General features: G+C 63.8%; 17 protein-coding genes and 1 tRNA gene. 7 read left to right on the top strand and 11 right to left on the bottom strand.

The features are described 5' to 3' along the window. Positions 1 to 27: 27 nt before the first annotated feature. Positions 28 to 1,506: a GGDEF domain-containing protein gene (locus tag RN01_RS20465; protein ID WP_017513105.1), complete on the bottom strand. Its 1,479-nt coding sequence runs from the start codon at positions 1,504 to 1,506 to the stop codon at positions 28 to 30. A gap of 114 nt (positions 1,507 to 1,620) precedes the next feature. Continuing rightward, positions 1,621 to 3,096, bottom strand: coding sequence for a PLP-dependent aminotransferase family protein (locus tag RN01_RS20460; protein ID WP_024569095.1), 1,476 nt, complete (start codon positions 3,094 to 3,096; stop codon positions 1,621 to 1,623). Between the two features lie 178 nt (positions 3,097 to 3,274). Here RN01_RS20460 and RN01_RS20455 point away from each other — a divergent pair, with 178 nt between their 5' ends. Genes RN01_RS20455 through RN01_RS20445 form a run of 3 tightly spaced genes read left to right on the top strand, consistent with a single transcriptional unit; the run spans position 3,275 to position 5,887 of the window. Beyond that, positions 3,275 to 3,694, top strand: a complete 420-nt coding sequence (locus RN01_RS20455; RefSeq protein ID WP_017513104.1) for a hypothetical protein — start codon at positions 3,275 to 3,277, stop codon at positions 3,692 to 3,694. Then, positions 3,678 to 5,297, top strand: a complete 1,620-nt coding sequence (locus tag RN01_RS20450; RefSeq protein WP_024569096.1) for an NAD(P)/FAD-dependent oxidoreductase — start codon at positions 3,678 to 3,680, stop codon at positions 5,295 to 5,297. Before RN01_RS20455 ends, RN01_RS20450 begins: the two co-directional genes overlap by 17 nt. Beyond that, a complete protein-coding gene (locus RN01_RS20445) occupies positions 5,294 to 5,887 on the top strand; it encodes a DUF1415 domain-containing protein (RefSeq protein WP_017515321.1) in 594 nt (197 codons plus the stop codon). The genes RN01_RS20450 and RN01_RS20445 overlap by 4 nt, the downstream gene beginning before the upstream one ends. A 48-nt stretch (positions 5,888 to 5,935) precedes the next feature. Here the strand turns inward: RN01_RS20445 and RN01_RS20440 are convergent, their stop codons facing one another. After that, positions 5,936 to 6,766, bottom strand: coding sequence for an SAM-dependent methyltransferase (locus tag RN01_RS20440; RefSeq protein WP_008649744.1), 831 nt, complete (start codon positions 6,764 to 6,766; stop codon positions 5,936 to 5,938). 216 nt (positions 6,767 to 6,982) lie between these two features. Between RN01_RS20440 and RN01_RS20435 the strand changes: the two genes are divergently transcribed. Both RN01_RS20435 and RN01_RS20430 read left to right on the top strand, forming a co-directional pair. After that, positions 6,983 to 8,608: a DUF342 domain-containing protein gene (locus tag RN01_RS20435; protein ID WP_024569098.1), complete on the top strand. Its 1,626-nt coding sequence runs from the start codon at positions 6,983 to 6,985 to the stop codon at positions 8,606 to 8,608. Positions 8,609 to 8,846: 238 nt separating this feature from the next. After that, the gene (locus RN01_RS20430; RefSeq protein ID WP_017515806.1) at positions 8,847 to 9,260 is read left to right on the top strand and encodes a response regulator transcription factor; all 414 of its coding nucleotides are present in this window, start codon (positions 8,847 to 8,849) and stop codon (positions 9,258 to 9,260) included. Between the two features lie 467 nt (positions 9,261 to 9,727). Here RN01_RS20430 and RN01_RS20425 read toward each other — a convergent pair. The 3 genes from RN01_RS20425 to pepN form a co-directional block, all read right to left on the bottom strand. Beyond that, positions 9,728 to 9,803, bottom strand: a tRNA-Thr gene (locus RN01_RS20425). A 350-nt stretch (positions 9,804 to 10,153) separates the two neighbouring features. Further along, a complete protein-coding gene (locus tag RN01_RS20420; protein ID WP_008649749.1) occupies positions 10,154 to 11,170 on the bottom strand; it encodes a class 1 fructose-bisphosphatase in 1,017 nt (338 codons plus the stop codon). A 66-nt stretch (positions 11,171 to 11,236) separates the two neighbouring features. Further along, positions 11,237 to 13,930 (bottom strand): aminopeptidase N, encoded by a 2,694-nt coding sequence (pepN, locus tag RN01_RS20415; protein ID WP_017513028.1) that lies wholly within the window; start codon positions 13,928 to 13,930, stop codon positions 11,237 to 11,239. Positions 13,931 to 14,176: 246 nt separating this feature from the next. Between pepN and RN01_RS20410 the strand changes: the two genes are divergently transcribed. Both RN01_RS20410 and RN01_RS20405 read left to right on the top strand, forming a co-directional pair. Beyond that, positions 14,177 to 14,788 (top strand): DUF4136 domain-containing protein, encoded by a 612-nt coding sequence (locus RN01_RS20410; protein ID WP_008649752.1) that lies wholly within the window; start codon positions 14,177 to 14,179, stop codon positions 14,786 to 14,788. A gap of 187 nt (positions 14,789 to 14,975) precedes the next feature. Next, positions 14,976 to 17,297 carry an NADP-dependent malic enzyme gene (locus RN01_RS20405; RefSeq protein WP_017513029.1) on the top strand — a complete coding sequence of 774 codons (2,322 nt, stop codon included), beginning with the start codon at positions 14,976 to 14,978 and terminating at the stop codon, positions 17,295 to 17,297. A gap of 152 nt (positions 17,298 to 17,449) precedes the next feature. On the opposite strand, the gene RN01_RS20400 is transcribed toward RN01_RS20405, so the two are convergent. The 5 genes from RN01_RS20400 to RN01_RS20380 form a co-directional block, all read right to left on the bottom strand. Then, positions 17,450 to 17,695: a hypothetical protein gene (locus RN01_RS20400; protein WP_008649756.1), complete on the bottom strand. Its 246-nt coding sequence runs from the start codon at positions 17,693 to 17,695 to the stop codon at positions 17,450 to 17,452. A 241-nt stretch (positions 17,696 to 17,936) separates the two neighbouring features. Then, on the bottom strand, positions 17,937 to 19,022 hold the full coding sequence (locus tag RN01_RS20395; protein ID WP_011515707.1) for a porin: 1,086 nt from the start codon (positions 19,020 to 19,022) through the stop codon (positions 17,937 to 17,939). A 196-nt stretch (positions 19,023 to 19,218) separates the two neighbouring features. Continuing rightward, entirely contained in the window at positions 19,219 to 19,740 is a 522-nt protein-coding gene (uraD, locus tag RN01_RS20390) for a 2-oxo-4-hydroxy-4-carboxy-5-ureidoimidazoline decarboxylase (protein WP_024569099.1), read from the bottom strand. Then, positions 19,737 to 20,681 (bottom strand): allantoinase PuuE, encoded by a 945-nt coding sequence (puuE, locus tag RN01_RS20385; RefSeq protein ID WP_008649761.1) that lies wholly within the window; start codon positions 20,679 to 20,681, stop codon positions 19,737 to 19,739. Before puuE ends, uraD begins: the two co-directional genes overlap by 4 nt. A gap of 181 nt (positions 20,682 to 20,862) precedes the next feature. Then, the gene (locus RN01_RS20380) at positions 20,863 to 22,269 is read right to left on the bottom strand and encodes a nucleobase:cation symporter-2 family protein (protein WP_024569100.1); all 1,407 of its coding nucleotides are present in this window, start codon (positions 22,267 to 22,269) and stop codon (positions 20,863 to 20,865) included. Positions 22,270 to 22,384 lie beyond the last annotated feature (115 nt).

Genomic DNA, 22,384 nt, shown 5'->3' with positions numbered 1-22,384 from the left:
AGCCGGCTTAGCCGGCTTTTTTCGTACTCAGTCGTTCTGCGTCGCACGTTCGTTGCCCAGCGCCTCGTAGTAGGCGCGCTTGGCGTCGTACATCCGTCTGTCCGCAGTTTTCACGGCATCGGTCAGGCGGTCTCCCTGCATGCAGGTGGCCGACCCGATCGAGAATGACAGCCGCGCCCCGGGATAGAACTGGTTGTTGAGGACGACCACCTCTTCGATCTGCTCCACCACCGTCGCAGCACCCCGTTCGTCGCGTCCGGGAAGCAGCACCATGAACTCGTCGCCACCGGTGCGCGCAATGCATGCCTGTTCGCCCACGGCTTTCTTAAGCACTTCGCCAGTGCGGCGTAGCAGGCCATCGCCGTCCCCGTGGCCGAACTGATCGTTCACGGCCTTCAGTCCATTCAGGTCCACCGCGATCACGCTGACCGGCCACGGCCCCTTGCGGCCCAGCCGCGCCAGTTCATCCTCGTAGTACGCGCGGTTGTAGAGTTTGGTCAGCACGTCGTGCTTGCCGAGGAACTCGACGTAGGCTTCGGCCTTCTTGCGTGCCGTGATGTCGGTCAGCGATACCAGCACCTGGTCCCAGTCAGCCTCTCGCCCCGGAAACACCGACCACTGCATGAACACGTCCACCGGGCGGCCGTCCAGCGCGTAGTTGATGACTTCGCGCTGCTGCCAGAGCTTTTCATGCCAGAGGTCGACCAGTTGCTCGGCAAAGTGGATGCGCATGTCGTCGCGAAACACGTCGCCGAGTCGCGACAGCAGGATTTCCTTGCTGGGTGCGCCGAACATCGCCAGCGTCTGCTGGTTGACGTCGAGCACGCGGATTTCCTGCATGCAGCGCGAGACGAAATCGGGGTGCACGTTCAGGAACGTGCGGAAATCCGTGATCCCTGCCGCGCGGACTTCGTCGAGCAGCATCTTGACCACGCTGAAGTCTTCCACCCAGAGCGATACCGGTGAATGCTCGAACAGGCCCACGGCGTACTGCTGGGCCCGGCGCAGGTCACGTTCATTGCGCACGCGGGCCGTGATGTCCTCGATCGACAGCAGCACACGCGACCAGTCGTCCTCGTGCCCAGGCATGACGCGGGCCTCCAGACGGATGTCGAGTCGCTCGCCGTCGAGCGTGTAGTTGACGGTCTGGCTCGAGAAACGATTGTCGCCGTCCCACAGTTGTCCGAGTTCCTCGACGTGTTGATCGAACATGTCGTCCCGAAACACGGTGTGGAGGTTGGCAACCAGCGTATCCAGATCGGCGGCGCGGAAGAGGTCCAGCGTCCGGCGGTTGACGTCGAGCACGCGAATCAGAGAAGAACACCGTGCCACTTCCGAGGGGTTGTCGCGCAGGTGGCGGCGCAGATTGGTGACGCCATCGGCCCGCAACTGCGTGAAGGCCTGCCGCACCGCGCTGAAATCCTCCAGCCACAGCGAAACGGGCGCTAGCTGGAACAGCGTTCGATAGTCATCGTCGAGCCGCGAAGCGGCGGGTCCTTGCGCCAATTTTCTCTCCCCATTTTTTGTGTTCGGCGTATCGCGCAATAGGATAGGCGAGCGTGCCCGAATCGGGGAAGAAATCTCGCAAGAACGATGCCGGCGTCGGCATCGGCGCCACGTTCAGGCGGCCATGCGCCGAACCACGCCCGCCACGGTATCGAGCGCGCGCTCGATTTCCGGAGATCGAGGAATGCCGCAGTTCAGCCGCAGGTAGTGATTGAAGCGATTCGAGTTCGAGAACATGGCGCCCGGCATCACCCGGATGCCCTCGGCCAGCGCCTGTTCGAAGACCGCTTCCGACGAGATCGACTGGGGCATTTCCACCCAGAGATGCAGCCCACCGCGCGGCAGCGTCAGGCGGGTGCCTGACGGGAAGGTGGTTGCGATTCTCTGGGCCATCCATTCACGCTGGGTTCGCAACTGGGTGCGCAGGCGACGCAGGTGACGCTCGAACGCCCCCGTGCCCATGAACTCGGCCACGGCGATCTGCGTCAGCATCTCGTTCGGGCGCGACAGGCCGAACTTGAGCATCTCCACGCGCGCCTGCCACTTGCCCGCCGTGATCCAGCCGAGCCGCATTCCGGGCGCCAGGATCTTGTGGAGCGACCCGCAGTAGATCACGGAGCCCGTGGTGTCCCATGCCTTGGCGGCCGTCAGCGGCACTTCGTCGTCGAAGGTGGCCGAGCAGCAGTCGTCTTCGATCAGCGTGAGACCGCGTGTGGCGCACCAGTTCACCAGGCGCTGTTTGTGTGTGTCTGGCATGACGCAGCCGAGCGGATTCTGCAGGTTCGGCACCACGCAGACGGCCTTGATGTTGTCGTAGGTCTGGGCGGCCAGATCCAGCGCTTCGAGCGACATGCCGGTCTGCGGGCTGCAAGGAATCTCGAGCGCGCGCATTCCCAGGCTTTCGAGAATCTGCAGCAGGCCGTAGTACGTCGGTGATTCCACGGCGATGACATCGCCCGGGTTCGCCACGGCCCGCAGGGCCAGCGTCAGGGCTTCGGTGCAGCCGTGTGTGACCACGATGTCCTCGGGCGCGACGTTGATCCGCGCGCGCAACGCGTGCCTGGCCAATGCCGCGCGAAACGCGGGGTGGCCGTCGAAGTCGACCGAACTGCCAAAGAGCATCGGGTATCGCCGCAGTGCCCGCGTGGTGGCATTGCGCAACGCGGCCGCCGGATACAGCTCCGGCGCCCCGCAGGCACCGCCGAAGTTGATCCGGTAATGCTGGCCGCGCGCCAGGATTGCGGAGATGCGCTGGTGGATGCCGACGTACTGCGCGGGATCCGGCAATCCGGTGGCCGGTTCTTCGATCGGGGCCAGCGAGGGCCGCGCAGGAGCACGCACGAAATAGCCCGAGCGCGGCCGCGCTTCGAGCAGGCCGGCCGCCTCAAGCTCGCGGCAGGCCTGGAGCGCCGTGGACAGGCTCACGTCGTGCAGCCCCATCAGCGAACGCACGGACGGCATCCGGTCACCCGGCGCCAGCGTGCCCACCGAAATCGCCTGCCGATAATGGCCAGCCACCTGCTGGTAGAGCGGGGCGGAGGATTGAGGCGATGCGGCGGGGGCAGGGCTGGCGGCGAGGTTGGCGTTCATGGGGGCATCTTCGCGCGATGGGGCGAAGTGGAACAGATACAGATGCGGTGTCTCTGTATCGTAACAGGGCGCAAGTTTGACAACTGTTCTGGTTGCGCTTGCGATGGCTTGTGCCTGTTGGCAAGGCGGGCGGCTCGGTAGCCTTGTTTGCATGATTTTGCGACCCAGGAGCCACGCCATGTCATTCATCAAGCCCGCCGAACCGACCGAACCAACCGAATTTCCCGGACCCGTTTCCCGCACCATCCGGCTGGCTGCCGGCCAGTGCTTTTTTGAACACCTTTCAGCCGGCACGATCGTGCACGTCGAGGGCGGGTGCATTGTCGTGACCACCGCGCCGCGCTGGCTGGCCAGCGATATCAGCCAGGCCGCCTACACGCTGCATTCCGGGGGCGTGCAAGTGATCCAGGTCACAGGTTGGACCTGCCTGGCCGCGAAGGGGCCCGCGCACTGTCGAATCATGGTACCGGCGCCGCGCCCAGGATGGTGGCGGCTGATAAAATCCCGCTTCGGCCGTTCTGGCTTCCTGCTGGGTAACTCCCGGCCACCAGACACCAAGGCCACAGAACCATCGGTACCCCATGCTACGTCTCAGTGAAGTCAAACTCCCGCTCGACCATACCGAAAGCGACCTGGATGCCGCCGTGCGCAGCCATCTCGCGCAGATCGGCGTCAAGGGCGACGGGCTCATCGGTTTTACCGTCTTTCGCCGCGCGCATGACGCGCGTAAGCGCGACGATATCAAGCTGACCTACATCATCGATATCGAGGTAAAGGACGAGGCCGCCGCCCTGAAGCGGATGGCTCGCAAACCGAACTGGAGCGTGACGCCGGACATGGCCTACCACTTCGTTGCCCGCGCACCCGAGGGCGGGCCGAAGTCGCGACCGGTGGTGATTGGCCTGGGCCCATGCGGCCTGCTTGCCGGCCTGATCCTGGCGCAGATGGGCTTCCGCCCGATCATTCTCGAGCGAGGCAAGGAAGTACGCGAGCGAACCAAGGACACGTTCGGACTCTGGCGCAAGAGCGTGCTGAACCCCGAGTCGAACGTGCAGTTCGGCGAAGGCGGAGCGGGCACGTTCTCCGACGGCAAGCTCTACAGCCAGATCAAGGATCCGAAGCACTACGGCCGCAAGGTGCTCAACGAGTTCGTGCGTGCCGGCGCGCCGGAGGACATCCTGTACAAGGCGCGGCCGCACATCGGCACGTTCCGGCTGGTGAGCATGGTCGAGAAGATGCGCGCGGAGATGCTGTCGCTGGGCGCCGAGATCCGCTTCGAGACGCGCGTGGACGATGTCGATATTGAGAACGGCCAGGTGCGCGGGCTGAAGCTGTCCACTGGCGACTATCTGCCTTGTGACCACGTCATCCTGGCTGTGGGCCACAGCGCGCGCGACACGTTCGAGATGCTGCACGACCGAGGCGTCTTCATGGAGGCCAAGCCGTTTTCGCTGGGCTTCCGCATCGAGCATCCGCAAGGCTTGATCAACCGCAGCCGCTTCGGCAAGTTCGCCGGCAACAAGCTGCTGGGCGCTGCCGACTACAAGGTGGTTCACCACGCCAGCAATGGCCGCGCGGTGTACAGCTTCTGCATGTGCCCGGGCGGCACCGTGGTGGCCGCCGCGTCCGAGCCGGGCCGGCTCGTGACCAACGGGATGAGCCAGTACTACCGCGCCGAGCGCAATGCCAATGCCGGTATCGTCGTAGGGATCACGCCCGACGAGGACTTCCCGGGTGGCCCGCTGGCCGGGATCGCATTCCAGCGCAAGTGGGAAGAGCGCGCGTTCGCGCTGGGCGGCAGCGACTATCGCGCGCCGGGGCAACTGGTCGGCGACTTCATCGCCGGGCGTGCCTCGACGGCGCTCGGCTCGGTGGAGCCGTCGTACAAGCCGGGTGTGACCCCGACCGACCTGAGCACGGCACTGCCAGACTATGTCATCGACGCGATCCGCGAGGCGCTGCCCGAGATCGACAAGAAGATCGCAGGGTTTGCGATGCACGATGCGGTGCTGACCGGCGTGGAGACGCGCACGTCTTCTCCGCTGCGGATTCGCCGTGATCGCGAGAACTATCAGAGCATCAACGTGAAAGGGCTCTATCCCGCCGGAGAAGGTGCCGGTTATGCCGGGGGAATCTACTCGGCGGCGATCGACGGCATCGAAGTCGCCGAGGCCGTGGCCTTGAGCATCGCGAACGCATGAGCGTGAACACGACCGATCAGGCCGGGCTGGCCAATCCTGCCGACAACGATGGCATCATCGAGAACGTGCGCCACTGGTTGGCGCGCGCGGTGATCGGCCTGAACCTGTGCCCGTTTGCCAAGAGCGTGTACGTCAAGGATCAGGTCCGCTACGTGATCAGCGACGCAACGCGCGACGAGGACGTGCTGGACGATCTCGAGCGCGAGCTGCGCCTGCTGGAAACGTCCGATCCGGAGCAGATCGACACGATTCTGCTGATCATGCCGCACGCGCTGGGCGACTTCCTGGCCTACAACGACTTCCTGTATTTCGCCGATCGCCTGCTGCGTAGCCTGAAGCTCGAGGGTACGTTGCAGATTGCGAGTTTCCATCCGCACTACCAGTTCGAGGGTACCGAGCCCGACGACATCGAGAACTTCACGAATCGCGCGCCATATCCGATCCTGCATCTGCTGCGTGAAGACAGCATCGCGCGTGCCGCCGAAGCGTTCCCGGAGGCGGAGGACATCTACGAGCGCAATATGGAAACGATGCGCCGGCTCGGCCACGCAGGCTGGCTCGAATGGATGGCTGGCAAGAGCGATCTCTGAGGCGGTCTCCGGCGCGGTCTCCGATGCGTCCTCCGGACGCGGCCCGGATCAGGGCGCGGTGAAGAATCGCTCGTTCAGTTCTTCCAGGCCGAGCGATTCCAGCACATTGTGCAAGCGCTCGGCCGGACGGCGGCGCGGCAAATCCTTGTACTGGGCGATGATCAGTTCGTTCTTCATCGAGTGTTCCCAGCCCACTAGCTCCGTCACGCTGACCTGGTAGCCGTGCGCTTCAAGCTGCAGGCAGCGCAGCACGTTGGTGACCTGGCTGCCGAATTCTCGCGTGTGCAGTGGGTGGCGCCAGATTTCCGTCAGCGGATTGCCGGCCAGCAACTTGCCTTTGTGCTTGCGCAGCACGCTCGCGACCTCGGCCTGGCAGCAGGGCACCAGCACGATGTGCCGCGCCTGCTTGGCCAGCGCGAAGTGGATCGCATCGTCAGTGGCCGTATTGCACGCGTGGAGGGCCGTCACGACGTCGATGGTCTGCGGCAATGCGGGCGACGTGATCGAATCGGCCACGGAGAGGTTCAGGAACGACATCCCACCGAAGCCCAGGCGGCTGGCCAGCGCCTGCGAGCTGGTCACCAGTTCCTCGCGGGTCTCGATGCCGTAGATGTGTGAGCTGTCCTTCAGGTCCTTGAAGAAGAGATCGAAGAGGATGAACCCGAGATACGACTTGCCCGCGCCGTGGTCCACCAGCGAGACCGTGCCTTTTTCGTCCTTTACCTCGCGCAGCAGTGGCTCGATGAACTGGTACAGGTGATAGACCTGCTTGAGCTTGCGGCGGCTGTCCTGATTCATCTTGCCGTCACGCGTCAGGATGTGGAGTTCCTTGAGCAGTTCGATTGACTGGCCGGGACGGACTTCGTAGGTGCTGGACATCGGGGTGGTGCCTTGGGGCGGGGACATCGGAGGGCGCTAGTTTACCGAAATTGCGCCCCCCCTACTTTTGTGGGCTCAAGTTCACACCGCCGGCGCCGTTGAACATGGATCGACGACAAGCACAGTTGGCGACGGATTCGGTGGGTCTTTGCGGAAAGTCCCCGGGCGATGGGCCCAGGCCGGCTGTTGCGACATGCAGCATAGAGGCGGGGACACATGACAGCCGACGCGGGGTTGCGCCTGGAATTCAGCCAGCCTGGGAGCCAGGTCAGGGCTTGCTTTACACCGGACGCGGGCCACTTGCCGCCCGATCGCGCCAGTCTGGACGCTTCCCTGGAAGCTTGCCTGGCCGAGCACGGCTGGCAGGGCGCGCGGCTGGACGCCGCTGCCGTGAGGGGATTCCTGACGCAATGCCAATTGACCGATCGCGAGATCGACGCAGTGATCGGCAGCGTCCTGGATGGCGAATTCGAACTCGAAATCACGGCCGACAAGCTGCGGCTGTTGCTGACGCTGGTGAGCCCGGAAGGCGGCCGGCCAATCACGGCCGAAGAGATCGCCGCCGCCGCGGCTTCGATGGGGGTGGTGGCCTTGCTCGACAGCGCGGCGATCGGCGTTGCGCTGGAGGCCGGTAGCTGCGAGGGTCGCGAGATTGCGCGCGGCGTGGCGCCCCTGCAGGGTGAGACAGCACGCTTCGAGAGCCTCGTCCAGCCCCGCAGGCCTGTCCTGGCGGAGAACGAGGACGAGCGTGTCGACCTGCGCGATCTCGGTAGTCTCCTGCTCGTCAACCCGGGTACCGCGCTGATGCGCCGCACGCCGGCCAGATCGGGCAAGGACGGCATGGATGTACTTGGCAAGCCGATTCCGGCCGACGCTGTGGTGGATACGCCCTACGCGTCCGATCTGACCGGCGTGGCAACCGATCCGAATGATCCACTGCTGTTGATCGCCGTGATCGCAGGCTCGCCCCGGGTGTTGCCACATGGTGTGATCGTCAGTCCGGTGGTCGACGTCGATGCTGTCGACCTGCATTCCGGCAACGTCAATTTCGATGGCTCGCTCCGCGTGTCGGGCGATATCCGCACCGGCATGTCGGTACGTGTCACCGGTGATGTGGTTGTGCAGGGGACGATCGAAGCCGCCAGCGTGCAGGCCGGCGGCGATGTGATCGTCAAGGGCGGCATCATCGGCAAGGCAGAAACCGCGAGCGGTGGCGCCCCGAGTGAGATTGCCAGCGTGCGCAGCAAGGGCTCCGTTCATGCGCGCTTCATCCAGAATGCGATCGTCGAGGCGGTGGCCGAGGTAATCGTGGAGAGCGGGATCCGGCAGAGCGACGTCTCCGCGGGCGAACGGGTGGTGGTTGGCGCGCCGACCGCGCCAGGCAGCATCAGCGGCGGGCGTACACGGGCGATGCAGAGTGTCAGCACTGGGACCCTGGGCGCGCCGGCGGGTACGGCCACGACGGTGCAGGTCGGACTCAACCCGCTTGCCGACGAGCAGAAGGCGGAACTGGAAGTCCGGCGCGGCAAGATCGTCGAGGAACAGTGCAAACTCCAGCAACTCGTAGCGTTCTTTGCCAAGCACCCCGAGCGCGCCACGGGGGACATTCGCGAGAAGGCGCGTGCCACGATGTACAGGATCAATCGCGACCTGTTCGAACTCGACGCGGAGATCGCCCGCCTGGCCGAGCAGATGAAGCCGTCCGAGCAGGCGGAGATCGCGGTGGGCCGACATATCCACGGCGGCGTGACGCTGCAGGTCGGCCACAAGGTACTCAAAGTCATGGAAGACAAGCCGGGCGGCCAGATACGCGTAGTGGACGACCGCATCGCCGTGAACTGACGCGGGTGGCGCACCTCCGGGTCTTGTTTTCAAACGGACGCAGCGCGTTACGGGGAACGTGACACGTTACGCGAGTCGTAACGTCGCCTCCCCAGGCCACGCTGGCCTGATCGCCCTCCATCCCGCCTCCGGTAACGCATCGCCGCCACGCCGTGCCGTCGTCCGGTGCTCACCGCCGCTGGCACGGCGTTTGCGCCATGTGTCTCCGCAGACAAACAGCGGAGCACAGGAGCACACCATGGGCGCGATCGTGATTGAGAGCCATCCACTGACCAGGCTGGGTATGCAACGCCTGCTTGAACGTATGCCAGGCATCGGCCCGGTGGAGAGTATCGATCCCGAGGGGATCCTGCTGTTCGCGCATAGTCTGGAGGACGCACTGGTCATCTACGGCATGACAGTGGATGCCTTCGACAACTGGTATCTGCTGCGGCGCCTGCACCAGGCGCTACCCAATGCGCGCGTCCTGCTGCTGTCGGACAACATGTGGATGCATGTGCCGTCGTCGCTGCGCGCGTGTGGTGTGCAGGAGCATCTGCCGAAGTCGGCGTCGATCGAACGGATGGAAGCGGTGCTCATGCGTATGCTCGGAGACCCCGATGTCGCGGTCGATGCACTGATGGATGACTCCATGTTCGGATCGCATCGATAGTCGGCACGCTAGCGGACTGTCTTCGGGCAGCCAGTGCGCGGCCGTTGGGATGAGATGAATCGCATTCTGCAGGTCCCCCCGGTTTTTCACCGTTCCCCGCGCCCAGAATTTCCATCATCCAATGTTGGATGGTCACTGGCAGGGAGGGGGTGAAGATGGCAATGACTCTGGACGATCGGACCACGCGATGCGAGGTGGAGTTTGGTCCGATGTTGGCAATGGCGCCTGTCGTGTCGTTGAGCGGCGATGGGGGAGGCGGCCTATCGCTCATCGATCATCTGGGGGTGACGCGACTCCTGTTGCGCGCACGTCGTTCCAGTCAGGCAGGGGAAGTTCAGAGCAGATCGAGGCGGGACAAGCGGGGGATGTGGCAGCTGGGGAATATTTGGGCGTCGTCGTGCCCAAGTTATCTGTCGGCTGCAAAGCAAAAAGGGCAACCCGTGAGGGTTGCCCTTTCTACTTTCAAGTGGTGCCGGAGATAGGAGTCGAACCTACGACCTTCGCATTACGAATGCGCTGCTCTACCAACTGAGCTACACCGGCGAAACCTTAAACTTGCGAAACCTGTTCTACCGCTTGGTCTCGATTTGCGCTGTTGCTTGCGAATCGATCGAATCGGATAGAGCCCGCAATAATATCAGCGACTTTTTATTTTGTGAAGCCCCCGGTGCGACTTTTTTCAACGTTCCGCTGTGGCAGTCCCTGTTCGGTGGGAATTGCCAGCCGCGGCCGTGGGCGACAGATGGCAATCATCGCACGAGTGGCGCTCTCGTCGCGGGCGAAAAAACGGGCAAAGCCTGCCGCTTTTTTACGGATCGCCGTGCGGCTGTTGGCTTCAGGAAAGCAGACAGGGCGCCGAGGCGCCCTGTGCTTGTCGAAACCGGACCTACCCGTTACGCCTTGGCGGCGTCTTCCTGGTGATATCGGGTGACGCGTTCGACTTCATTCTTCGAACCGAGGATGACCGATACGCGCTGGTGGAGCTTGGTCGGCTCCACGTCCAGAATGCGCTGCTGGCCATTGGTGGCCGCGCCGCCTGCCTGCTCGACCAGGAACGCCATCGGATTGGCTTCGTACATCAGGCGCAGCTTGCCCGGTTTCTCGGGCTCGCGCTTGTCCCACGGGTACATGAAGACGCCACCGCGCGTCAGGATGCGGTGCACGTCGGCCACCATCGAGGCGATCCAGCGCATGTTGAAGTTCTTGCCGCGCGGACCTTCGTCGCCGGCCAGGCACTCATCGATGTAGCGGCGCACGGGCGGAGCCCAGTGGCGCATGTTGGACATGTTGATCGCGAATTCCTTGGTGTCTTCCGGGATCATTACGTCCGACTGGGTCAGCACGAAGCTGCCTGCTTCGCGGTCCAGCGTGAACATGTGCACGCCATTGCCGACGGTCAGCACCAGCGTGGTCTGCGGGCCGTACACGGCATAGCCGGCTGCCACCTGCTGGGTGCCCGGCTGCATGAAGTCATGCTCGGTCACGGTCTGACCGGGCTTGTGCATGTGCAGAACCGAGAAGATCGTGCCGATCGACACGTTCACGTCGATGTTCGACGATCCGTCGAGCGGATCGAACAGCAGCAGGTATTCGCCCTTCGGGTAGCGGTTCGGGATCTCGTAGAACGAATCCATTTCCTCGGACGCCATGGCAGCCAGATGGCCACCCCATTCATTGGCGTCGAGCAGCACCTCATTGGCGATCACATCGAGCTTCTGCTGCGTTTCGCCCTGAACGTTGCCGGTGCCGGCCGAGCCGAGCACACCCGCGAGGGCGCCCTTGCTGACGGCGTTGGAAATGGCCTTGCAGGCGCGCGCGACCACTTCGATCAGCAGCCGGAGTTCCGGCTCGATCGTGTTGTGCTTGCGCTGCTCCTCGACCAGATAGCGGGTGAGGCTGATGCGTGTCATGGTGGGGTTCTCCTTGGATGGCCGCAATTCTACATGTGTGCCGCTGCGGACATGCCACTTTCCGGGTCAGGCCGACAGGGCCTTGCTGACGATCTCGCGTACATCGCGCGACAGCGTCGACGAGGCCGCCACGCGTTCCAGCGCCGCGCGCATCCGTTCGCGCAGGGGCATCTCGTACTTCTGCCAGCGGTCCATGACGCGTGCCAGGCGCGCGGCCACCTGCGGGTTGATCGCATCTAGCGCCAGTACCTGGTCGGCCCAGAATGCGTAGCCCGAGCCGTCCTCGGCGTGGAACTGCGCCGGGTTGCCCGAGCAGAAGCTGAAGATCAGCGAACGGGCGCGGTTCGGGTTGCGCAGATTGAAGGCCGGATGCTGCATCAGCGCGCGCACGGTATCAATGGTGCGCTTGCCCGCGTGCGGGCCAACTTCGCCGCGCTGCATTCCCTGCAGCGAGAACCACTTGTCGATGACCAGCGCGTCGTCTTCGAAGCGCTCGTAGAAATCGGTCAGCGCGTGTTCGCGGCCCGGCGCGAAGCTGTTGACCAGCGCAGACAGCGCGGCGAAGCGGTCTGTCATGTTGTCGCTCTGCTGGTAGTGGCGGTCCGCAAGTGCCTGCATGTCGGCGTCTCCGCTGTCGGCCAGATAGCCGAGCGCCAGATTGCGCAGCGCGCGTCGGGCCATCGAGTCGGCATCGGGGCTGTACTCGCCCGGTGTCGCGTTGGCCTCGTATGCGGCCAGCCATTCGGCCTTGAGCGTGCGCGCCAGGCCTTCGCGCAGGAACAGACGTGCGCGGTGAATCGCCGTCGGGTCGGCCACGCCCATGCGTTCGGCCAGATAGGCCTCCGCGGGGAGCATCAGTGCCTGTTCGCGGAAGGCGGGATTCAGCGAGCCATCGGTCAGCACGCTGCGGAACGCCGACACCAGCGCCGGGTCGAGCTTCAGTTCACGATTGGCCTGGACGTCGGCCACCAGATGCAGCAGCGCGCGCGTGGCCAGGCGTTGGCCGGCTTCCCAGCGGTTGAATGCGTCGGTGTCGTGCGAGAGCAGGAAGGTCAGTTCCGCATCGCTGTATTCGTAATCGACAACGACTGGTGCCGAGAAATTACGCAGCAGCGAGGGCAATGGCGCCTTGCCACCGCGGGGCAGGTTGATGAAGCGGAAGGTCTGCTCGGCCTGCGTGAAATCGAGCACGCGCGTGCTCGCGCCTGCCTTGGGTTCCCCTTCGCGTTGCAGCGGCAGGTCGTTGCCTTCCGCGTCGATCAGGCCGAGAGCGAACGGGATGTGGAACGGTTGCTTGTCCGGCATGCCAGCGCGCGTTTCGATGCCAACCTTCGGGCAGCGCTGCGACAACGTCAGCGTCAGCGTGCCGGAGGCACCGTCCCATGCGGTCTTGACCGTGACCACGGGCGTGCCAGCCTGGCTGTACCAGAGGCCGAACTGCTTCAGGTCGCGGCCGTTCGCGTCAGCCATCGCCGCGCGGAAGTCGTCACATGTCACCGCCTGGCCGTCATGACGCTGGAAATACAGGTCCATGCCCTTGCGGAAGCCGTCGCGGCCAAGCAGGGTCTGGTACATCCGCACGACTTCGGCGCCTTTCTCGTAGACCGTGACCGTGTAGAAGTTGTTGATTTCCTCGTAGCTGTCCGGGCGTACCGGGTGGGCCATCGGACCCGCATCCTCGGGGAACTGCACCTGGCGCAGCACGCGCACATCCTCGATGCGCTTGACCGCGCGGCCCGATTCCGAGCCCATCATGTCGGCCGAGAATTCCTGGTCGCGGAACACGGTCAGGCCTTCCTTGAGCGACAACTGGAACCAGTCGCGGCAGGTCACGCGGTTGCCGGTCCAGTTATGGAAGTACTCGTGCGCCACCACCGATTCGATATTGGCGAAGTCGACATCCGTCGCGGTCTGGGCGTTGGCCAGCACATACTTGGTGTTGAAGATGTTCAGGCCCTTGTTTTCCATCGCCCCCATGTTGAAGTCGCCCACGGCGACGATCATGAAACGGTCGAGGTCAAGTTCCAGGCCGAAGCGCTGCTCGTCCCAGCGGATCGCGTGAACCAGCGAGTCCATCGCGTGACGCGTCTTGTCCAGGTCCTGCGGCTCGACCCAGACTTGCAGCAGCTTTTGCTTGCCCGATGCCGAAACGATGGTTTGCTCGATGCGCTCGAGCTTGCCGGCCACGAGCGCGAACAGGTATGACGGCTTGCGGAACGGGTCTTCCCAGACGGCTTCGTGTTTGCCATCCGGCAGATCGCGTTGCGAGAGCAGGTTGCCGTTCGAAAGCAGTACCGGGCTTGCGGCGCGATCGGCGCGCAGCGTAACGCGGTAGGTCGTCATCACATCCGGGCGATCCAGGAAATACGTGATGCGGCGAAAGCCCTCGGCTTCGCACTGGGTGAAGAAGTTGCCGTTGGAGACGTACAGGCCGGACAGCGTGGTGTTGGCGGCGGGATTGCAGGCCGTGGTGATTTCCAGCGTGCCAGCTCCCGGCAGGCCAGTCAGGGTCAGCGAGTCGCCGTCCTGCCTGACGCCGGAGAACGGCTGGCCATCGAGGCGCACGCCAACCAGTTCCAGTTCCTCGCCGGCCAGAACCAGCGGCGCGTCGGCCGCGCCGGTGCGCTGGATCTTCAGCGTGCTGGTGACGACGGTACGCTGCGGATCGAGGTCGAGCACGAGATCCACGTGGTCGATGGCGAAAGCGGGCGGAGTATAGTCCTTGCGATAGACGGTGACGGGCGTATCGGTGCGCAGCATGGGGAATCCTGTCTTCGGAGTGACCGGGGGGCGGGCGGCGTGCTGAAGATTGCGACGGCCCTCGAAGCCCTCATTGTAGCCAAGGGGTTCGGGCAATGCGGGATGCCAGATGCGGCGTGGGAATTCAATCGGGCTGTTCCTGTCTGAGGAAATGCAACCAAATCAGGAAGAACGAGGTATCAGGGAATGCGTGCATCAGGGAAAGCAGTGACGAAGTGGGGAAGACGGGGCGCCTTCTGGGCGCTGATGGCGCTGGGCTCGCTCTGGCTGGCGGGATGCGCCACCACAGTGACCACCGAGGTCACCGCGTTCCGGCAGGCCGGATGGCAGAACGACGCGCCGCGGACCTACGCGTTCGAACACACGTCGCAGCAGGAAGAGCAACTCGAGCGCCAGACCTTCGAGCAGTGGCTGGCGGACACCTTGTCCGGACTTGGCTTCGAGCAGCGCCCGGCGGGCCAGGCACGCTATCTGGTGACAATGGACTACGACGCCGCGCCCGGGATTGCCCAGGTGGCGGAGACCGTCTATCCCGACCCCTGGTACGGACCTTGGGGGCCGTACTGGGGCCCTTATGGCGGGTATCGACCCTATGGCCCCTGGGGATGGGGCCCCGGCTACTGGCCGCCCCAGACCGTGATACGCGACGTGCCCGTGACCTATTCGAGCGTGCGCGTCTATTTCAAGGATGCAGCCAGCGGCAAGCGTGTCTACCAGGTCACTGCCACCAATACGACCGAGAGTGGCAATCCGGCGGCGGTGATGCCCTACATGATCCGCAGCGCGTTCGCGGACTTCCCGGCCGAGAGCGGGCGGCCGCGTCGCGTGACGCTGGAGGTCGACAAGGACAAGAAGTAGCAGGGCGCCGCGCAATATCCTTTCGCCGGCGGGGGCGAAAGGTATTGGCTACCGTACGGTAAAAGGAGTTTTGCGTCCGGTGGCGGCAAAATCTTCCAATCGGGCGTGCCAAAGCCCTGTCGCCGCGTGGCGGCTGGGCTAGAATGGCTCCTCGATTTTTTCCCGCCTTTACCCGGACGAGCAGAGAATGAGCAGCAAGACCACCGGTGATGCACCGCAACATGCCCCCAATAGTCCCGAAGCGCAACTGCGCCTGGCTGCGCTGGAATACCACCGCAGCCCGACCAAGGGCAAGATCCAGGTAACGGCCACCAAGGCCCTGTCCAATCAGCGTGACCTGTCGCTGGCCTACTCCCCGGGCGTGGCCTACGCCTGCGAAGAAATCCACAAGGACCCCGCGATGGCCGCCGAGTACACCTCGCGCGCCAACCTCGTGGCCGTGGTGACCAACGGTACCGCCGTGCTGGGCCTGGGCGACATCGGTCCGCTGGCCGGCAAGCCCGTGATGGAAGGCAAGGGCTGCCTGTTCAAGAAATTCGCCGGCATCGACGTGTTCGACATCGAACTCGATGCACGCGACCCGGACAAGATCGTCGAGATCGTGGCAGCGCTGGAGCCGACGCTCGGCGGCGTGAACCTCGAGGACATCAAGGCTCCCGAGTGCTTCTACATCGAGCAGAAGCTGCGCGAGCGCATGAACATCCCCGTCTTCCACGACGATCAGCACGGCACGGCGATCATCTCGACCGCGGCGCTGCTGAACGGCCTGAAGGTGGTGGGCAAGGACATCGCGAAGGTCAAGCTGGCCGTCTCGGGCGCGGGCGCCGCCGCAATCGCGTGCCTGGATACGATGGTCAGCCTGGGCGTGAACCGCGAGAACATCTACGTGGTCGACTCGAAGGGCGTGATCTTCCAGGGCCGCGACGCGAACATGGAGGCCAACAAGGCTCGCTACGCGCAGGACACGTCGGCCCGCACGCTGGCCGACATCGTCAAGGATGCGGACGTGTTCCTGGGCTGCTCGACCGCGGGCGTGCTGACCGCCGACATGGTCAAGACCATGGCCGACCGTCCGATCATCCTGGCGCTGGCCAACCCGGAGCCGGAAATTCGCCCGGAAGTGGCCAAGGCCGCGCGTCCGGACTGCATCATCGCCACGGGCCGTTCGGACTATCCGAACCAGGTCAACAACGTGCTCTGCTTCCCGTACATCTTCCGCGGCGCGCTCGATTGCGGCGCCACGAAGATCACCGAAGCGATGAAGCTGGCCTGCGTGAAGGCGATCGCCGAGCTGGCCGAAGCCGAACTGAACGATGCCGTGGCCGCAGCCTACGGTGGTCGTGAACTGAAGTTCGGCCCGGACTACATCATCCCGACGCCGTTCGACCAGCGCCTGATCGAGAAGATCGCGCCGGCCGTTGCCAAGGCCGCCGAGGAATCCGGCGTGGCCACGCGCCCGATCAAGGACCTTGAAGCCTACCGCCAGCAACTGACCAGCTACGTGTACCACACCGGCATGATCATGAAGCCGGTGTTCACGGCCGCCAAGGCCGCGCCGAAACGCGTCGCCTACGCCGAGGGCGAAGAAGAGCGCGTGCTGCGTGCGGTGCAGGGTGTGGTGGACGAAGGTCTGGCCCGCCCGATCCTGATCGGTCGCCCGCACGTAATCCAGATGCGTATCGACAAGGCGGGCCTGCGTCTGCGTCCGGGCGTCGATTTCGAACTGATCAACCCCGAGGACGATCCGCGTTATCGCGCCTATCACGAGGAGTACCACGCGCTGCGCGGCCGCGATGGCGTGACGCCGGACATGGCCAAGGTGGCGCTGCGCCGCTCGAATACGCTGATCGGCACGATGCTGATGCACATGGGTGATGCCGATGCACTGTTGTGCGGCACGGTGGGCCGGTTCGAGGCGCATCTGGAGCACGTGCGCGACGTGATCGGCCTGGCACCGGGCGCCAAGGTGTTCGCGGCCATGAACGCGCTGATGCTCGAAAAGTACACACTGTTCATCACGGATACGTTCGTCAACGATGATCCGAGCGCCGAGGAACTGGCTGCCATCACGCAGCTTGCAGCCGAGGAAATCGCACGCTTCGGCCTGCACCCGAAGGTGGCGATGATGTCGCACTCGATGTTCGGTTCGTCGAACCGCCCGTCGGCGCGCAAGATGCGCGATGCGGCCGAGATTTTGGCCCGCGTGGCACCGCAGCTCGAAGTGGAAGGCGAGATGCAGGGCGATGCGGCACTGGTCGAAGACGTGCGCCGTCATTTCCTGCCGGGCACCAAGCTGGCCGGCAGCGCCAATCTGCTGGTGATGCCGACGCTGGACGCCGCCAACATCGCGTTCAATCTGCTGAAGATCACGGGCGGCCAGGGCGTGACGGTGGGTCCGATCCTGCTGGGCGCAGCCAAGCCGGTGCACATCCTGAATCCGCAGGCGACCACGCGCCGTATCGTCAACATGACGGCCGTGGCCGTGGCGGAGTGCAACGCCACCCGCTGATGTTCACGATCTGAATATCTGCCGGAAGCCAAAAGAAACAGGGCCGCGAAAGCGGCCCTGTTTCATTGTCGGTGCGCTGGCACGTCTGCCGGAGTGTCAGCGCGTCGGCGGGTCAGTACGCACGGGTCGTGCCCTGTCTTGCCTACTACTCTCTACTGCAGCACGTTGTACTGCTCCCGCATCACCACGATGATCGAACGGGCCGCGGCCATCTGCTGTGCCAGATCGGGGAAAGTCTCCTGGCGAAAATCCACCTCGGCGCTCCAGTTGCAACCCGTATGGTCCGGCTGATGCACGCGCATTGCGTGCAACTCAACCTCGCCGCACTCCGGATTGTTGTCCAGGCACTGGCTCAGGATGGCCATCAGTTCCGACCGGGATTTCACATAGCGCCGCATGCGTCACCTCATTCGTTCCTGTTTACGTGGCCCAGCACAGAGGCCGGGAAACTAATCTAGGCAGCGGACGAAGGGCTTGCCAATTGAATCCGCCTATGGAGCAGTGGCTTCCCATCCTGCTTTGATTGCGCCTTGTTGCAATGCGGCGCAGCATTGTGACGCCTGTGTCATGGGGGCACGCAACAAAAAAGCCCGCCGGAGGCGGGCTTTACAACCATTGATCCGGCGGAATTTTCCGGGATCAGAAGCGGTGGCGAACGCCGACACCGAAGGTGTCGCCGTGCTCGACGCCCGACACCTTGTCGTAGTAGTAGGCACCGTAGACGTCGGTGCGCTTCGACAGGTTGTAGTCGTAAGCGACGGCGAACGTATTGCGCTTGATGCCAGCAACTTCGTTCAGCACGCGGCCGTAGGTGTACGACGCCAGGATATTGCCTGCGCCAACCGGCACCGCGACGCCGGCCTGGCCGTCGATGTGCTTGATGTCGCCGCCATTGGTGCTCGTGTTGAAGTTGGTCTTGATGTACTGGCCTTGCAGGAAGGCCTTGACGATCTTGAAGTCGTACGTCACGCCAGCCTGGACGGCGGACTGCTTGTCGAGGCCCGCGAGATTGGCATTCTGCGGGTCAAACGGAGCAACGTCGAACTTGACCTGCTGGAATGCCAGCGTCGCCGCGAAGTTGCCGGAGAAGTAGGTCAGGTTGCCGCCCCACTTGTTCTTGCCGTTGTTACCGGGCGATTCGCCAAAGCCGTAGATGAAGTTCGCGGTCAGGCCACCGAAGTTCGGCGTCGAGTACAGCAGCGAGTTGTTCCAGCCCGAATCGCCCAGGATGCCCGGATCGGACACGCCGCCAACGTTTTGAGGCGTCGGGAAGTACGTGTGGAAGATCATCGGGCTGAACGTGTACGAGTCGACCAACGGGTTGAACAGGATCGTCGACACGAAGTACGGCGTCGTGTTGCGGCCGATCTTCAGCGTGCCGTAGGTTTCGTTCGTCAGGCCGACGAAGGCATTGCGGCTGAACATCGAGTCGCCGGTGAAGCGGCCCATGCTACCGGTGTCGGGGCGGAAGAAGCCGTTCAGGTCGAAGATGGCCTTCGTGCCCATGCCCAGGTCCTCGGTACCCTTGATGCCCCAGTACGAGGTTTGCATGCCACCCGAGTTGACTACGTAGGCGCGGTCGCCCGAGCCCGGATTCTTGACGCCTCCGATGAAAGCATCGGCCATGCCGTACAGCGTCACGCTGGACTGGGCCATGGCCGCGCCGGAGAAAAGGGTGGCTGCGATCGCCGCCAGCTTGAGAGCCGGCTTGTACTGCTTCTTCATGTTTAAGACCTCCGTGGTTGTAATGCTGCTCAGAACGCTTGCCTGTGTGCTGGAACCTGCTGGGTTCTCTCTAGTTCCGTGCCTGGGCGGCGCGCGGGAATTGGCGCCGCCTGGCACGTTCTTGTCTCACAGTGATGCTCGATCTGTTGCTGAACGCTCCTGATTTCTCTCTCTTTTTTCGATGTGCTTTTTTTGGTCAGGCGGATACTAAGTCGTTCAGACGGAACTGCGCAATCCGATGAATCTGGTTGATGCAAGTTTGCAACTCGACCTCCGGGGCGTTTTCCAGGCGCCTTGCAAAAGCGTCGATGATGCCGTGCCGGTCATAGCCGCGGACCGCGAGGATGAACGGGAAGCCGAACTTCCGGTTGTAGGCTTCGTTCAGTCCCTGCAGGCGCTGGAATTCCTCGGGCGTGCACTGATCGAGTCCGGCGCCAGCCTGCTCGCGCGTGGATTCCGCCGTCAGTTCGCCGCGCACCGCGGCCTTGCCTGCCAGTTCCGGGTGAGCGCGCACGAGCTTGAGTTGCGCTTCCTGGCCCGCGGCATCCACGGCGCCGCGCAGGGCCGACGCCAGTTCCGCAGCATTGGCGAACGGGCGCTTGCGCGCCGCCGTTTCGGCGAACCAGGGGGAGTGTTCGTAGATGCCGCCGAGGACCGCGATGAATTCGGCCTCGGGCATCGTGTTGAGTTGGGCGATCGTGTACGTGGTCTGGCTCATGCGTGGCTCCGATAGGGGTGGGTTTCAATCCAGTGGCGGGCGATATCGACACGCCTGCAGATCCACACCTTGTCGTGAGACTGCACGTAATCCAGGAATCGCTGCAGCGCGCGGAAACGTCCCGGGCGGCCCAGCAAGCGGCAATGCATGCCGATCGACAGCATCTTCGGGCGGTCCTGGCCCTGCGGATCGCCTTCGGCGTAGAGCACGTCGAAGGCATCCTTCAGATACTGGAAGAACTGCTCGCCCGTGTTGAAGCCCTGGGGCGTGGCGAAGCGCATGTCGTTGGTGTCGAGTGTGTACGGCACCACCAGATGGGGCTTCTTCTGGCCGCCGGTGATTTCCACATCGGTCCAGAAGGGCAGGTCGTCGCCGTAGTAGTCGGCGTCATAGAGCAGCCCGCCGTGCTCGACCACCAGCCGGCGCGTGTTGGGGCTGTCGCGGCCGGTGTACCAGCCCAGCGGCATCTCGCCGGTCAGTTCCTTGATGATCTCCATGCCGATGCGCATGTGCTCGCGCTCGATGGCTTCGTCGATGCCCTGGTAGTGAATCCAGCGGTAGCCGTGGCAGGCGATCTCGTGACCGAGTTCGACGAACGCGCGGGTCAGTTCCGGATGGCGCTGCAGCGCCATCGACACGCCGAAGACCGTCAGCGGCAGCTTGCGTTGCTCGAACTCGCGCAGCAGGCGCCAGACGCCGGCGCGCGAGCCGTATTCGTAGATGCCCTCCATGCTCATGTGTCGCGCCGGATAGGCGGCGGCACCAACGATCTCGGACAGGAACTGCTCGGATGCCGCGTCGCCGTGCAGCACGCAGTTCTCACCGCCTTCCTCGTAATTGAGCACGAACTGCAGCGCGATGCGCGCGCCGCCCGGCCAGCGGGCGTGCGGTGGCTGCGCGCCGTAGCCAATGAGATCGCGTGGATAGTTATCGTGTGTCATCTCTTTATTTCTGCTTCAGGAGAAACTGCTCGCCCCGCGGGAGCCATGCATCGAAGCGACCGGACTTACGCAAGGCGTATGCCAGAAACGCTCCCGTAGGGCTTGACAATCTGACGTCGACCGTTATCGATTGTCGGCGCCAGATTGTCGCTATTGATTGTTGTAGTTGAATTGTTCGGAATCACTCCGTGCCGTGCGAGTTCGCGGCGGCATTGCGCATGGCTTCCTCGGCCGACTGGATACCGTTGAAGAACAGGTTCAGCGCCACGGCGACGATGGTGCCCAGCACGATGCCGCTGTGGGTGAACGGGTCGGTCCACTTGGGCAGGTACTGGAACAGCGTCGGCGACAGCGTCGGGATCATGCCGAAGCCGATCGAGATCGCAACGATGAAGAGGTTGTGGCGGTTGCGATTGAAATCACACGAACCGAGGATGCGGATGCCGGTGGCGGCCACCATGCCGAACATCACGATACCTGCGCCACCCAGCACGAACTGCGGCACCGAGGCCACCACGTGGGCCATCTTCGGGAACAGGCCGAACGCGATCAGGATCAAGCCACCAGCCGCGGCGACGTAGCGCGAGCGCACGCCGGTCACCGTGACCAGGCCAACGTTCTGCGAGAACGACGTGTACGGGAAGGTGTTGAAGATACCGCCGATCACGGTGCCCAGGCCGTCTGCGCGCAGGCCGGCGGTCAGGTCGTCACGGCTAAGCTTGCGGCCGGTGATGTCGGACAGGGCCAGGAACATGCCAGTCGACTCTACCAGCGTGATCAGCATCACGATGCACATCGAGAGGATGGCGGTGAGTTCGAACTTCGGGATGCCGAAATGCAGCGGGGTGATCACGGCGACGTAGCTGGCTTCGTTGAGGCCTTCGAACGAGACCTTGCCCAGTGCCATCGCCACCAACGTGCCGATGATGATGCCAAGCAGCACCGCGCAGTTGGCCACCAGGCCACGACCGTACTTGCTCAGCAGCAGGATGATGGCTAGCACCAGGCCCGCGATGGCCAGGTTGCTGAGGTCACCGTAAGCGAGGTTGGGCACTTCCTTTACCACGCCGTCGATCACGGCGCGCGTGGTCGGTTGCCCGCCACCGGCCCAGTTGATACCCACCCGCATCAGCGACACGCCAATCAGCGTGATCACCGTGCCGGTTACCACGGGCGGGAACAGTCCCAGCATCCGGCCCATCATCGGCGCGATCAATATGCCGAAGATACCGGACGCGATTACCGCGCCGTAGATGCCGAGCAGCCCGACGTTGGGATCGTTGCCGATGGCGATCATCGGCGCCACCGACGCGAACGTGACACCCATCATCACCGGCATGCGGATGCCGAATTTCCAGAAGCCGAAGGCCTGGATCAGCGTGGCCAGGCCGGCCGCGAACAGGTCGGCGTTGATCAGGAACGCGAGTTGATCCTTGGGAAGCTTGAGCGCACCGCCGACGATCAGCGGAACCGCAACCGTGCCGGCATACATCACCAGCACGTGCTGCAGGCCCAGGGCAAGCAATCGCCCGGAGGGCAACCGCTCGTTTGTGAGATCCGTGGGGACCGTGGTGCTTGCGGAATTCATGGGTGTGTCTCCTCTCCTTTGGATTTGGATGGGAACGCGCGCCGGGTTTTTGTCCTGGCCATTCGCCGGTGTCTCTTTTTGGTGGACTTCCGTCGATGACTCTTGTCCGGTCTCG

Origin of the sequence: Cupriavidus sp. SHE, assembly GCF_000812445.1 — a bacterium.
GTDB lineage: Bacteria > Pseudomonadota > Gammaproteobacteria > Burkholderiales > Burkholderiaceae > Cupriavidus > Cupriavidus metallidurans.
Note: the sequence above shows the minus strand (reverse complement) of the source record. Positions and strands in the feature narration are given on the sequence as shown.